General features: G+C 26.0%; 14 protein-coding genes, 2 tRNA genes and 1 other annotated feature. Of the genes, 14 read left to right on the top strand and 2 right to left on the bottom strand.

Annotation, left to right across the window (positions count from 1 at the left end):
- Window positions 1–3 precede the first annotated feature (3 nt).
- Together B3603_RS10565 and B3603_RS10560 are read left to right on the top strand one after the other, a co-directional pair.
- Window positions 4–80: transfer RNA gene (locus B3603_RS10565), tRNA-Ile, on the top strand.
- Window positions 81–85: 5 nt separating this feature from the next.
- Window positions 86–161 (top strand) — tRNA-Ala (locus tag B3603_RS10560).
- A 49-nt stretch (window positions 162–210) separates the two neighbouring features.
- On the opposite strand, the gene B3603_RS10555 is transcribed toward B3603_RS10560, so the two are convergent.
- Window positions 211–669 (bottom strand): hypothetical protein, encoded by a 459-nt coding sequence (locus tag B3603_RS10555; protein WP_291564381.1) that lies wholly within the window; start codon window positions 667–669, stop codon window positions 211–213.
- An 86-nt stretch (window positions 670–755) separates the two neighbouring features.
- Here B3603_RS10555 and hutG point away from each other — a divergent pair, with 86 nt between their 5' ends.
- The gene (gene hutG, locus B3603_RS10550; protein ID WP_291564378.1) at window positions 756–1,772 is read left to right on the top strand and encodes a formimidoylglutamase; all 1,017 of its coding nucleotides are present in this window, start codon (window positions 756–758) and stop codon (window positions 1,770–1,772) included.
- A gap of 381 nt (window positions 1,773–2,153) precedes the next feature.
- The gene (locus B3603_RS10545) at window positions 2,154–2,654 is read left to right on the top strand and encodes an HD domain-containing protein (RefSeq protein WP_291564373.1); all 501 of its coding nucleotides are present in this window, start codon (window positions 2,154–2,156) and stop codon (window positions 2,652–2,654) included.
- Between the two features lie 305 nt (window positions 2,655–2,959).
- Here B3603_RS10545 and B3603_RS10540 read toward each other — a convergent pair whose 3' ends face one another.
- Window positions 2,960–3,220 carry a hypothetical protein gene (locus B3603_RS10540; protein ID WP_291564370.1) on the bottom strand — a complete coding sequence of 87 codons (261 nt, stop codon included), beginning with the start codon at window positions 3,218–3,220 and terminating at the stop codon, window positions 2,960–2,962.
- A gap of 222 nt (window positions 3,221–3,442) precedes the next feature.
- On the opposite strand from B3603_RS10540, the gene B3603_RS10535 reads away from it, so the two are divergent.
- The 10 genes from B3603_RS10535 (at window position 3,443) to B3603_RS10490 (ending at window position 13,365) form a co-directional block, all read left to right on the top strand.
- Window positions 3,443–3,961, top strand: a complete 519-nt coding sequence (locus B3603_RS10535; RefSeq protein WP_291564367.1) for a transcription repressor NadR — start codon at window positions 3,443–3,445, stop codon at window positions 3,959–3,961.
- 225 nt (window positions 3,962–4,186) lie between these two features.
- Window positions 4,187–6,904, top strand: a complete 2,718-nt coding sequence (locus B3603_RS10530; RefSeq protein WP_291564364.1) for a UPF0182 family protein — start codon at window positions 4,187–4,189, stop codon at window positions 6,902–6,904.
- 25 nt (window positions 6,905–6,929) lie between these two features.
- Window positions 6,930–8,324 (top strand): NAD(P)/FAD-dependent oxidoreductase, encoded by a 1,395-nt coding sequence (locus B3603_RS10525; protein WP_291564361.1) that lies wholly within the window; start codon window positions 6,930–6,932, stop codon window positions 8,322–8,324.
- A gap of 12 nt (window positions 8,325–8,336) precedes the next feature.
- Entirely contained in the window at window positions 8,337–8,573 is a 237-nt protein-coding gene (locus B3603_RS10520; protein ID WP_291564358.1) for a DUF1667 domain-containing protein, read from the top strand.
- Between the two features lie 58 nt (window positions 8,574–8,631).
- Window positions 8,632–8,839: a binding site (T-box leader), on the top strand.
- A gap of 76 nt (window positions 8,840–8,915) precedes the next feature.
- The gene (gene serS / locus B3603_RS10515) at window positions 8,916–10,193 is read left to right on the top strand and encodes a serine--tRNA ligase (RefSeq protein WP_291564355.1); all 1,278 of its coding nucleotides are present in this window, start codon (window positions 8,916–8,918) and stop codon (window positions 10,191–10,193) included.
- 301 nt (window positions 10,194–10,494) lie between these two features.
- Window positions 10,495–11,028 (top strand): RNA polymerase sigma factor, encoded by a 534-nt coding sequence (locus B3603_RS10510; RefSeq protein ID WP_291564352.1) that lies wholly within the window; start codon window positions 10,495–10,497, stop codon window positions 11,026–11,028.
- Window positions 11,029–11,043: 15 nt separating this feature from the next.
- Window positions 11,044–11,277 carry a BhlA/UviB family holin-like peptide gene (locus B3603_RS10505; RefSeq protein WP_039629785.1) on the top strand — a complete coding sequence of 78 codons (234 nt, stop codon included), beginning with the start codon at window positions 11,044–11,046 and terminating at the stop codon, window positions 11,275–11,277.
- A 235-nt stretch (window positions 11,278–11,512) separates the two neighbouring features.
- Window positions 11,513–11,890 (top strand): hypothetical protein, encoded by a 378-nt coding sequence (locus B3603_RS10500; protein ID WP_291564346.1) that lies wholly within the window; start codon window positions 11,513–11,515, stop codon window positions 11,888–11,890.
- Window positions 11,891–12,006: 116 nt separating this feature from the next.
- Window positions 12,007–12,552, top strand: coding sequence for a hypothetical protein (locus B3603_RS10495; protein WP_291564343.1), 546 nt, complete (start codon window positions 12,007–12,009; stop codon window positions 12,550–12,552).
- A gap of 390 nt (window positions 12,553–12,942) precedes the next feature.
- Entirely contained in the window at window positions 12,943–13,365 is a 423-nt protein-coding gene (locus B3603_RS10490) for a hypothetical protein (protein ID WP_291564340.1), read from the top strand.
- Window positions 13,366–13,532 lie beyond the last annotated feature (167 nt).

Genomic DNA, 13,532 nt, shown 5'->3' with positions numbered 1-13,532 from the left:
TATGGATCTTTAGCTCAGTTGGTTAGAGCAACCGGCTCATAACCGGTAGGTCCGGGGTTCGAGTCCCTGAAGGTCCACCATATTTGGGGGTATAGCTCAGTTGGGAGAGCACCTGCCTTGCACGCAGGGGGTCAAGAGTTCGAATCTCTTTATCTCCACCAAAAAGCAATCCAAAAGGATTGCTTTTTTTATTTTTAGAATAAATTAATTTTAAAATCTAGATTGGCCACAATTTAAATTATACATTCTTATTGTTTCTATTAATTTCATCTGTATTTGTTTTAGTGCACCTACTTCAATTATTAAATCTCTAAAGTCATCATCAGATAAGAATGAACGACTAACCCTATCTAATGAACTAAAAGCTTCTGCAAAGTGATTAGTAGCAGGGGTTTGTAGATTATTAATCCAATAGCATAAGCTCATTTCATTGTAAGCCTTTGTAAAGACTAAAGCCTCCATGTATCCTTCACTTCTAAATTGATAATATTTACCCTGCTCAAAATGCGATACAAAGTTTAAAAAGTTATCATCAACATTAAGTTTATCATTAGTTAATAGTGTATTTATCATTTCATTAGCTGAGCGTAGATCAGTACTAAATTGGGATAAAATCTTTAAAACGCCTTGAGATACTTGATCATAAGGCATTGATATAAAAATTGACATATTTTCCCCTTTTTAATTAATGCTTTCAATGCTATAATATGAGTTACTTTTTATATAGTTACAAAATTATAATGGGAGATGAATTTATGTGTAGTAAAAATTATATACCAATGGATGAGAGCATTTGGAGTGGAAGAGTGGACAGTACTTCCAACTACGATGCTTTTAGATGGCACCAACATGTTAAACCATTAAATTTATGGGACGAAAATATAAAGCCTGTAGAAAGCTTAAGCTTTGGCATATTAGGCTTTTGTTGTGATATAGGTATAAAATTAAATAAAGGCAGAGTTGGTGCAATAAATGGTCCAATATCCATAAGAACTCAAATGGCAAACTTCCCTTGCAACTTTTATGAATGTGTAAATATATTTGATGCAGGTGACATAGTTGCAGAAGGATTAAGTTTGAGTGAAGCACAAGAACTTTTATCTAAATCTGTAGCTAGACTTCTTAGTTTAAATATATTCCCAATTGTATTAGGCGGCGGACATGAAACTGCTTTAGGAAACTTTAAGGGGCTCTTTAATAATGTACAAACTATATGTGATAAACCAAAGATTGGCATAATAAATTTTGATGCTCACTTTGATTTACGACCTTATGATAAGGAAGGAAGCTCTGGAACTATGTTTAGGCAAATATCAGATATCTGTAAAAATAATGATATGGATTTTTCCTATTTCTGTGTTGGTGTTCAAGAACATAGTAATACAATTGACCTTTTTAAAACTGCTAATAAATTAGGAGTTAAATATGCCCTTGCAAAAGACATAGTATCTAGTGATGGATGGGCACTTATTAAAGCCTTAAAAGATTTTATAAAAAAACAAGATTACATATATGTAACCATTTGTTCTGATGTATTTTCAGCAGCTTTTGCTCCAGGTGTTAGTGCAATTCAAACTGTTGGATTAGATCCTGAAATGGTAATTCAAGTCTTAAAACATATATTGAAGTCAGGAAAGGTTATGAACTTTGATATATGTGAAGTAGCTCCAAGATTTGATAAAGATAATATAACTTCAAATACTGCAGCAGTAATAATATTTGCTCTAGTAAATACTATTTGTAAGCAATATAACTTAGATTATAGCTATTAAGATAAAGAATATAGTTTTAAATTTTGTTCTTTGAATATATTTGTATATAATAGACATATATAGATGCACCACTCATAAGTTTAACCTATATACCCATAAATTTGTGTTAACAAATTATTTTAGCTTATATTTATATAATTGAGAATTGACGATTGACAATGGACAATTATGGATACTTCTCTCACGAGAAGTTTTGAATTTATTATAAATTTGTTAAAGAAATTGGTTGGTTTGATAAAACTAATTTGAACAATAATTGTCAATTCTCCACTGATAATGGAGAATTGAGTCTGACTAATAATGCTAATAACGATTGATCATTTTTAGAGAGATTAAATTTAAGAGTAATATATATGAAAACATACATTTTAGGAGTTATATATGTTTATTTATAGAGTAAAACAATTTTTTAAGGCTGTAACAGCTAAAATTACAGATGAAGATATAGAATTTATTAATAGATATTTAGAACCTTTTGAAATTGAATTATTTAATAAACTTAAGGTTTATGATAAAAAACATTGTATAAATGTGGCTAAGGATATTTTAGAAGAAACTAAAAAAATATCTTTAAATCATGATGAAATAAATACATTAATAAAAGCAGGTTTTCTTCATGATATAGGTAAGTTATATAAGAGTTTAAATCCTATAGAAAAATCTATAGTAGTTGTTTTAGATTTTATTACTAAAGGCAGATTAAAAAAATTTGATAATATAAAATTTATAAATGTTTATTATAATCATGGTGAAATAGGATATAACATATTAAAAGAATATAATTATGATGATAATTTGTTAAATTTAATAAGATATCATCATACAAGTAATTACCAAAATATTTCCATGGACATATTAAAAAAATGTGATGATAGAAATTGATTCTACTTGCTAAAAGTAAATTCAAATTAGAATTATAAATTACCTTCATATTACATAAGAAAAATCACTATTAAATATTAATTTTTAATAGTGATTTTTTACTTCAATATTTATATATTGAAGTAAAATGATTTTATTAAAAAAATCTTTAGAGGATAAGTAATTATAAGGATAGTTAGTACTCTTATATATTTTATAGTATACTGAATCATAAAAGTAATATATAAGATAACTATATGTCGAATATAGATTTTCGTAGGATATAAAATATTTTAAAAATCTTTAATTAATTATTTTCTTTAAGATTATTTAAATATATTTAAATATATTTTATTATATTTTTTCCAAGAGTTAATGCCATAAACAACTCCACAAAAAGATCCTATTAATATAGTAAATATTAGAGAATTTTTATTTAAAATATATTTTCTTTTAATATTATTTATAATTCCAAAAGCTAATATAAATATAGATGCATAGATAATAATATGTTTTAAAATGTAAAGAATTTGTCCTTTCTTTCTCCAATTATTCCAATATGATATAAAATTATTTCTTATATGCATTTAATACCCTCCCATTTCTATAAAATAAATATAAAAATATTATATCACTTATTTACATTAAATGGTAATAATATTATAATAATATATATATTTCATAGCAAGAATTATAGAAAAGAGCATAGTTTATAAATATCTATTTATTTTTATTATAAATAGATATTTATAATGTTAAAATATACTTATACCTTAAAAATATACTTTATATATAAGATGGAGGAAAAAATGAATTCACAAATTCGTAGAGAAAAAATTAAAGAAGTATTATGTAAAAGTAATGACGCTTATAAAGGCCAAAAATTAGCAGAAATTTTTGGTGTTACAAGACAAATTATAGTGAAAGATATAGCTATATTAAGAGCTGAGGGTATTAATATAATTGCTACTCCTGAAGGTTATATTGTGCCTAATAATGATACTATGAAAGTTAAAAAAGTAATTGCTACTTTACATAATAAAGAAAATATAGAAGAAGAAATGAAAACTATTGTTAAGTATGGTGGAATAATTGAGGATGTTATTGTTGAGCATCCGTTATATGGAGAAATAAAAGGAATGCTTATGGTAAAAAATTTATATGATGTAGAGAATTTCATAGATAACCTTCATAAGTATGAAGCAGAACCATTATTTTTATTAACTAATGGAATTCATCTTCATACAATTAGTGCAGAAAATGAAGAAGCTATGGATAACATTATAGATGAATTAAAAAATAAAGGATTTTTGGTAGATAATATATAAGTTAATATACTATTCTATATAGGATTTATGTTTAAATAATAGTATTATTAAGATGTACAGATATTTATGTGCTTTAAGAAAATAAATGTTCAATATTTCTATAAAAGAGAGTATCATTAAAATTTTTAGCTAATTATTTAATTTCATATATTTTAAGAAAAAAATTATGAGAGGAGATATAAAACTTAATATATACTTGTTTGAAAAAGGATAAGAGGTGATAGTGTGAAGAAGAAGGGAATAGTATTTTCTTTTATAATAATGATAATATTAATACTTTTGGTTTTAGCTTCTAGCATAAACATATTAGTTGATTATCAATGGTTTAAAGAATTGGGATATTTATCTATATATTTTAAAAGAGTTGTAGCTACGTTAAAGTTAATGATACCTGTATTTATTATTATTTTTACTGCTATAACAGTATATTATATAAGCTTAAAACCTAGTATCATGAAAATGAGAAAAGTTATAGAAAGAAATAGAGCTAAAGAGAAAAAGATATTTAAAGTATTTTTAATTATAAATGCTTTAGTTTCTATGTTTTTTTCCTATATTTTTGCATCAAATTATTGGTATAGAATATTAGAATTTACAAATTCAACAGCCTTTAATTTAAGTGATCCTATATTTAATAAGGATATTTCTTTTTATGTATTTAAGCTGCCTTTAATACAATCATTATATAGTAGCATAATTTCTTTGTTAGTTATTTTAGTAATAATTACTTTTATAATTTATATTTCTTTTAGTGCTAAAGATAAAATACAGGACAAAGTTGTTAATATAAATAATAAAACTTTTAAAAGTTTTAAAAGTTTTAAAAGTGGTATAACAAATTTTGCAGGTAAACAGTTAGCTGTACTTTCAGCATTAATTATGCTGTTTATAGCTTTCGGATATATGATTAATGCATGGAACTTAGTTTATTCACCACAGGGTGCAGTTTTTGGTGCAAGTTATACAGATATGAAAGTTAGCTTGAAATTTTATAGAGCTGTTTCAATAGTAGGGTTAGTAGCTTCAGTAGTAGTATTCTTTAGTATAATTACATCTAAAGTAAAACCTATAATTTATTCAATTGTTTTAATGTTTGTGCTGGTTATAGGGGAAGGAGTATCTACAACTTTTGTTGAAAAGTTTATAGTTCAATCTAATGAAAAGACTTTAGAAAAACCCTTTATTGAATATAATATTGATTATACAAGAAAAGCTTTTAATATTGATGAAATTAAAGAAGAAAATTATAATGTTATTAATAATTTAACTCAAAAAGATATAAAAGATAACAAGGATATAATTGATAATATAAAGATAAATGCATATAAGCCAGCATTAGAATTTAATAATCAATTTCAATATATAAGGTATTATTATGGGTTCAATGATATTGATATAGATAGATATAATATTAATGGAAAGTACAGCCAAGTATTTATTGCACCTAGGGAGTTAGATTTAAATAAATTAGATGATAACTCAAATACATGGCAGAATAGGCATTTGTCTTATACTCATGGATATGGAGTTGTAATGAGTAAGGTTAATTCAGTAACAAGTGAAGGACAACCTAACTTTGTTATTAGTAATGTACCTATAGAAAATAAAACGGATATAAAGATAGATAATCCAAGAATATACTTTGGAGAAAGTACAAATGACTATAGTATAGTTAATACTGATCTTGGTGAAATTGATTATCCTATGAGCGGAAAAAATGTAACTAATAACTATGATGGAGAAGCTGGAATAAGAATGTCTATGCTAAATAGAATTTTATTTTCATTCAAATATCAAAATCCTAAGTTTATTTTATCTCAAGATATAAATAGAGATAGTCAAATACTTATACACAGAAATATAAAAGAAAGGGTAAATAAAATAGCACCTTTTTTACAATATGATAGAGATCCTTATATAGTTGTAGATAATGGTCAATTATATTGGATTATGGATGCGTATACAGTAACAGATAAGTTTCCTTTTTCTCAGCCTTTAGATAATAACGTAAACTATATGAGAAACTCTGTTAAGGTTATAATAGATGCATTTAATGGTACTACAAACTTTTATGTTGTAGATAAAAATGATCCTATAGCCGTTACTTACTCTAAAATATTTCCACAATTATTTAAAGATGTTGAAGAGGCACCTAAATCTTTAAGAGAACATTTTAAATACCCTGAAGATTTATTTAATATTCAGTGTCAAGTTTTAGGTAAATATCATGTAAAAGATCCTGGAGTGTTTTATAATGGCGATGATGTATGGAGCATAGCAAGTGATAAAGAAAAAATAGATGGAAGTGAAGAAGAAAAATTAAATGAAGCTTCCTATGTTATTATGAGATTACCTAATGAAACAAAAGATGAAATGGTAGTATTAGAATATTTTAATACTAAAGGTAGAGATAATATGGTAGCTATGTATGGAGTAAGAATGGATGGAGAAAATTATGGACAAATGTTCCTCTATAAATTTCCTACAGGTGGTACCGTATATAGTCCTATGTTATTTAAACAAAAATTACATCAAGATCCAGAAATATCTAAGGAATTATCTCTTTGGGATACGAAAGGCTCAGAAGTTCAATTTGGAGAAGTTTTAATTATCCCAATAGAAAAATCTTTACTATATGTTGAGCCTCTTTATTTAAGAGCAGCAGGAGAAAAAAGTATTCCAGAAATGAAAAATGTAATTGTAGGATACGGGGATCAAATAGTTTTAGCTAATAACATTGAAAACGCATTAGCTCAATTGTTTAATTATGAGGATAAAGCTGGAGATGAAAATAAAGTGATTACAGCCACAGATAATGCTGATATTAAGAAGATTAAAGAATTGTATGATAAAGCAATAGAAGCTCAAAAGAATGGAGACTGGGCTAAATATGGCGAATATATAAATTCACTTGGTAAAGAAATAGAAAAAGTTTCTAAATAGTACAAGTTAAATTTATGGAGGAATTATGGACTACGATGTGCTTGTATTAGGTGGCGGCATGATAGGTTGTGCCGTTGCCTATGAATTATCAAAATATAATTTAAATATAGCTGTAATAGAAAAAGACCATGATATTGGTTCAGACGCAGCATTAATAAATACAGCAACAATTTATGATGGGCTTGAGTGTGAGGATACACTTAGCTCTTCATTAATTCGAAAAGGCAATAAAATGATTGACAGTTATGTAAGTAAATTTAATGTCCCTTTTAAAAGATGTGGTTCATTATATGTAGCTAAAAATAGGGAGCAAGAAATACAAATTGAAAGAATGTATAAAATAGCTCTAGAGAAGGAAATAAGGGAAGTTAAGCTACTTTGTGATGGAGAAATTTATCAAGTAGAGCCTAATTTACAAAGAGGATTTAAAAAGGCACTATACATTCCTAATACGGGTGTAGTATGCTCTTATGATTTAGCATTAGCTTATGGAGAAATTGCCTTTGATAATGGGGTAAAATTTAAGTTAGAAGAAGAAGTTTTAAATATTGAAAACACATCAAAAGGATTTAAAGTTGAAACAAATAGAAATAAATTTACTTGTAAAATAGTTATAAACACAACCTCTCAAAAGGATTTAGGGAGAGATTATAACAAAAATAAAATAAAAGATGCTTATAAAAATAATTTAAAATATTTTATAGTAGATAAAAGCTATAATAATTTGTACTCGAACATAATTTTTGATATAGACAATAAAGAAAGACGGTATATACGCCCAACAATGAATGGAGAAATAATAGGAGCATTAAGCACAGATGAAAATGTAAACTATGATATAGTTATAGATAAATTATCTCATTTAACTGGAAAGGTTGATGCAAAGAGTATTAAAATGGTTCTTGATTGGAGTCTATACGACGAGCCTGTAGTTATTGATGATAATTTAAATGATAATGGTTATATTAATGTAAGCGTTAAGCATTTTGGAAAAGTTACTATGACACCAGCTATTGCTGATATGGTTTGTAAAATGGTAGTTAATGATTTAAATTGTATATTAAAAAAAGATTTTATAGATAGAAGAAGAGAGTGCTATAAATTTAGAGATTTAAACAATGAAGATAGAAAAAGGATAATAGATTTAGATAAGAAGTATGGTAAAATAGTTTGTAGATGTGAAAATATAACAGAAGGTGAAATTGTAGATGCAATAAGAAGACCCTTAGGTGCTCGTACATTAGAAGGTGTAAAAAGAAGAACAGGTGCGGGTTTTGGAAATTGTAGAGGATCTTATTGTAATCAAGTTATAATTTCTATATTAGCTAGAGAAACAGACAAGCATATAACAGAAATAGTTAAAAACTCAAAAAACTCTAAAGTAGTGTTAAGTAGAATTAAAGAATTTGATACAATGTAAGGAATGATAAATATGTGCAATCAAGAAATATTAACTACCATTGTTAGAGTTAAGGGCTCTAATAAGCATGATATAGCTCCTGTAAAGAGCACTAAGCCTATAAATAAAGAATTATGGCTTGAATGTTCAAAAGCTTTAAGTAGAATTCATATTGGGCCTCCTATAAAAATAGGAGATGTAGTATGCAAAAATATATTAAATACCGGTGTGGATATTGTATGTACTAAAAATATATATAAGAATAATTAATTTTATATTGACAAAACATATATTAAGATATAGAATTATCTTCAAAATAAATATTTAGATTAAACCGTTGAAGAGACTAGTAGCAATTTATTAACATTAAAGAGAGTCAGTGGGTGGTGCAAGCTGATATGTTAAACTTTGTGAATCCAACTTGAAGGGACTGTGATGAGCAGTACGGTAATTACCGTTATTATAATTAAGAGGAATAATATTTTTTTGAATATTATTCAATTTAGGGTGGCAACGCGGAGTCTTTCGTCCCTTTTGGGATTGAAGGCTCTTTTTTGTTTGAAAAAATTTAGAATTAATAAAAATAAAATAAACTTGTAGGAGGAATTTTTTATGTTAGATTTAAAAAGAATTCGTAACAATATTGAAGAAATAAAAAAAGCACTTAATGATAGAGGAGAAAATTTTGATATAAGTGTTATTGATGAGGTTGTAGCTTTAGATAAAAGAAGAAGAAATATATTAGTTGAGGTTGAAGAATTAAAAAATAAAAGAAATACTCAATCATCTCAAATTCCAAAACTTAAAAAGGAAGGTTTACCTGTTGATGATATAATGGCAGAAATGAAAGAGCTTGCTGATAAAATTAAAAACTTTGATGTAGAACTTTCAGAAATAGATGAAAAAATAAAATATATAATGCTTAGAATACCTAATATACCAAATCCTGAAGTTCCGAGTGGAAATACTGATGAAGATAATGTAGAAGTAAGAAAATTTGGTGAGCCAAGAAAATTTGAATTTGAGCCAAAAGAGCATTGGACTTTAGGAACAGAAAAAGGAATATTAGATTTTGAAGCAGGTGGAAAAGTTACTGGTTCAAGATTTACAGTATATAAAGGATTAGGTGCTAGATTAGAAAGAGCTATAATAAACTTCTTTTTAAATAAGCATACAGATGAAAATGGATATACAGAAATACTACCTCCATTTATGGTTAATAGAAATAGTATGACAGGAACAGGACAACTTCCAAAGTTTGAAGAAGATGCTTTTAAAGTTGCTGATACAGATTACTTTTTAATACCAACAGCAGAAGTACCTGTTACAAATCTTTTTAGAGATGAAGTAATAGAGGGAGATAAACTTCCAATAAAATATGCTGCTTATAGTGCTTGTTTTAGATCTGAAGCAGGATCAGCAGGAAGAGATACAAGAGGACTTGTAAGACAACACCAATTTAATAAAGTAGAGCTTGTTAAATTTGTTAAACCGGAAGATTCTTATAATGAGCTTGAAAGTCTTGTAAATGATGCAGAAAGCGTTTTAAAAGCATTAGGACTTCCGTATAGAGTGGTTAAGATATGTAAAGGTGATTTAGGATTTACTGCTGCATTTAAGTATGATTTAGAAGTTTGGATGCCAAGCTATAATAGATATGTTGAAATTTCAAGCTGTAGTAATTTTGAAGACTTCCAAGCAAGACGTGCAAATATTAAATATAAAGATGATGCTAAAAGTAAACCTAATTTTGTACACACATTAAATGGATCAGGTGTTGCTATAGGAAGAACAGTAGCTGCTATACTTGAAAACTATCAAAATACCGATGGAACAATTACAATTCCAGAGGTTTTAAGACCATATATGGGTGGAAGAGAAGTTATGTAGTATAATTTACAAATAAGAAACAAAGAATTAAGCTATTTTTATTTTAATTCTTTAGGGTGTTGAAAAAAAATGCGAACTAATTTAATTAGTTCGTATTTTTTTATTCCAAAATTATAATTTTTATACATTTATTTTATAATTTGTAAAATTATTATACAATATATATGTAAAAATATGTATAATAATTGTATAATTTTATATTTGTTGTATATTTATGTATAATAAAAAGCTGGTTGAGGACGGCTACGAAACTCCACTTTATCACTTTTTACTCTCAAAGGTGTAAAGTAGGTGATAAATTATGAGCAATAGCTTATATGAGCTATTAAGAAAATGTAAAACTAGAAATTCTAAATACGTTTTAGAATTAATTAAAAAATTTAATCCTCTGATAAAAAAATATAGCTACTCATTAAATTATGATGATGCGGAACAAGATCTAATCGTAGCACTAATCGAAATAACATATAAACTCCCATTAAATAAAATTCCAACTAAATGTCCTGATAAATATATTGTATCTTATATTCATTCCGCCTTAAAAAACAAGTATATATACCTTTCTAAAAAACGATCAATTTTATTAAAACAAAGTGATGAGTTAGATTTAAATATATACGAAGGTTCTATAACATCACGAGATTTATATAACTATGTATTTGTAAAGCATCTACTTAATCAAGTTAATGAGCTACAAAGAACCATATTAATATTAAAATTTATAAAAAATTATAGTGAAACTGAGATTTCTAATATTTTAGATATATCTAGGCAATCTGTAAATAAAGCTAAGAATAGAGCCTTAGTAACATTAAAAAAATATCTAAGTGCATAAAATAGGAGGTTATCAATGGAGGATTTTATAAAATTAGCTTCAACGCAAGGAATATGGAGTGCTTTAAGTATAGTTCTTATTTTTTATATATTAAAAATGCAAGAAAAAAGAGATTTGAAGCAAGAGGAACGAGAGAAGAATTATCAAGATATAATTTCTAAATTAACAGATAAATTGAACATAGTTGAAGATGTTAAAAAAGATGTAGAAGAAATAAAAAATCATGTATTTGAAAAAATAAAAAAATAAATTAAAAATGCAGGGTTACATTTAGCGTACAACTTTCTTTATATAGTATGTAAGATACATAGTCGACTAAAAGCCTTATAGAAAATAAATATCAAATTTTAAATCATATATAAAAAATAAATTTAAAAGCCAGGGTGACATTTAACACATAACTTTCTTTATATAGTATGTAAGGCAACATAGTCGACTAAAGGTCTTATAAAAATAAATATTAAATTTAAGGGGGAATATTATTATGCCAAAAGCAGGAGAGATTAGATCAAAGAGTTCTTTAGTTACAGATTTAAGGACTTTAGAAAGGATTATGGATAGTTTTTACGATGTATTTGCTAAAGATGTTAATGTCTTTACAAGTGTAATAAGTGATTTACTTTCAATGGTTCCAGGATTCGGATATGCTGTATCAGGAGTTTCAGTTACACAGACATTATCAAGTGCAGAAAAAATAAATTATTCTAAAGCTGCATATGAAACTTTAAGAACTGCATACAGAGCAATGGCAAATGGGGAAGCTAACTCCGTTTCAATTTTCCAAGATTTTGTATGGGTATATCAAGGAAAGAATAAACAATATTGGAAATTAACAGGTAGATTAACTACAATACTAGACTAACAAAAGTAAATCACAAATATAATAAGGTATTTCAATATTATATATTGAAATACCTTATTGTTTTTTGTCATTTTTTTCTATACTATATAAGTAGGGATAAAAAAAGGGGTGTAACAATGAATAATATTGAATTCAAAACCAAACATAAAGTTATTATAGTAATTTTAACATTGATACTTATATTCTCAATTGCTTCATTAGCTAACTTAAAACATAGAGGAAATAAAATGATATATAAGAATTTATATAGTTCTGTTCAAGTTTTTGGATTAATAATGAATGATTATAATAAGGAAATCAATAATGCTAATACTATTAAAGATAAAGCTGATATAATAAGAGATTTATCTTATAAGTTGTATTGTCTAAATGATAGTTTGGATTTTAGCAATATTAATAAAAAATTTAATACTCCTATGAAACCTTTTATTGACTATTTGAATGAAATTAATTCAGAAAAGTTAGACAAAGAGATTGAAAAGGTGAATGATGCGATAAATAAATTAAATAAAGTGTATTTAATTTCTCAAGAGCTTGAGGAAGTACCTTTATCTAATTTTTATAAAAATGGTAAAGTAGGGATATGGAGATTTGAACTAAGTAGTGAAGTAATAAATTATTTTGATCAGATTAATTCAATAGCATCAGAAACTAAAAAGTAAAAGATTGGAAAGCCTAGGCTGATTACTTAGGTTTTTTTATTTTCAGCATATTCGTAAACCTTAAAAAATAGCGGTGAACATATTCGCAAACAAATCATAATCTTTGTGAATAAATATGTCATATTTATATAGATTTTATAATATATTTATTATTTAAATTTAAATATCTGAAGTGAATTATAGAGTTGTTTTTATAAAGAAAACCAATATTTTTAAAAGATGCTAAATCTTCATAGCCTACTTTCATATGAAAACCTTACCATTGTGATAGAACAGTTCATATATTTAATCTTACATAATGCTTACCAATCTTACTCTTTTGTAATAAACATAAAAAAGTATTGAAGTTTATCATACTATACTGGTAATATTGCATTAGAGGTGATAATTATGGAAAAGCCACAGAAGAAAAAAAATAAAGTGCTTTTAATAGCAATCACTATTTTAATATGTATTTCGTCAATAATAACAGTAAATTTTTTTGGTAAAGGAAATCATGTAAAGAAAGTTCAAGCTATAGCTACAAATACACATAGTTCTTCAAAAGAAAAGGATAATAATAAAGAAGTTAATAAATCTAAAAATGTATCTGAGGATAGTAAAATAGAATTTATAGAAACATTTAAAGAATTTGATTTAAATTTAAAGAAGCACGATGCAACCAATCAGAAGATTGATAATTTGATAGAAGAAGTAGAAAAATATGTTGAAGACATTAAAAAAGTTGATATAATAAAAGAAGTAAAAATAACTCTAAATAAAATTAGTATGAATATTAGGGAATTTTTTCAGTTTGTAGATCAGTTTTTTTAATAAATAACCTTATATAAGCTTTAAATTCCTACTATATTTTTATAATTAAGCTAAGATATATTAAAATTATACAATTTTAATACAAAAATTTTCTAATAACTATTGACATATATGACAGAAATAAATATAATGGTAAATGTGAGTTTGACACGGAGAGATGGTCGAGT

This window comes from Clostridium sp. UBA2485, assembly GCF_002341865.1.
In the GTDB taxonomy this organism is placed as follows: domain Bacteria; phylum Bacillota; class Clostridia; order Clostridiales; family Clostridiaceae; genus Clostridium_J.
Note: the sequence above shows the minus strand (reverse complement) of the source record. Positions and strands in the feature narration are given on the sequence as shown.

Excerpts from the sequence above, each read along its gene's own strand:
- B3603_RS10555 (WP_291564381.1), bottom strand. The coding sequence starts at position 669 with ATGTCAATTTTTATATCAATGCCTTATGATCAAGTATCTCAAGGCGTT.
- hutG (WP_291564378.1), top strand. The coding sequence starts at position 756 with ATGTGTAGTAAAAATTATATACCAATGGATGAGAGCATTTGGAGTGGA.
- B3603_RS10545 (WP_291564373.1), top strand. The coding sequence starts at position 2,154 with ATGTTTATTTATAGAGTAAAACAATTTTTTAAGGCTGTAACAGCTAAA.
- B3603_RS10540 (WP_291564370.1), bottom strand. The coding sequence starts at position 3,220 with ATGCATATAAGAAATAATTTTATATCATATTGGAATAATTGGAGAAAG.
- B3603_RS10535 (WP_291564367.1), top strand. The coding sequence starts at position 3,443 with ATGAATTCACAAATTCGTAGAGAAAAAATTAAAGAAGTATTATGTAAA.
- B3603_RS10525 (WP_291564361.1), top strand. The coding sequence starts at position 6,930 with ATGGACTACGATGTGCTTGTATTAGGTGGCGGCATGATAGGTTGTGCC.
- B3603_RS10520 (WP_291564358.1), top strand. The coding sequence starts at position 8,337 with ATGTGCAATCAAGAAATATTAACTACCATTGTTAGAGTTAAGGGCTCT.
- serS (WP_291564355.1), top strand. The coding sequence starts at position 8,916 with ATGTTAGATTTAAAAAGAATTCGTAACAATATTGAAGAAATAAAAAAA.
- B3603_RS10510 (WP_291564352.1), top strand. The coding sequence starts at position 10,495 with ATGAGCAATAGCTTATATGAGCTATTAAGAAAATGTAAAACTAGAAAT.
- B3603_RS10505 (WP_039629785.1), top strand. The coding sequence starts at position 11,044 with ATGGAGGATTTTATAAAATTAGCTTCAACGCAAGGAATATGGAGTGCT.
- B3603_RS10500 (WP_291564346.1), top strand. The coding sequence starts at position 11,513 with ATGCCAAAAGCAGGAGAGATTAGATCAAAGAGTTCTTTAGTTACAGAT.
- B3603_RS10495 (WP_291564343.1), top strand. The coding sequence starts at position 12,007 with ATGAATAATATTGAATTCAAAACCAAACATAAAGTTATTATAGTAATT.
- B3603_RS10490 (WP_291564340.1), top strand. The coding sequence starts at position 12,943 with ATGGAAAAGCCACAGAAGAAAAAAAATAAAGTGCTTTTAATAGCAATC.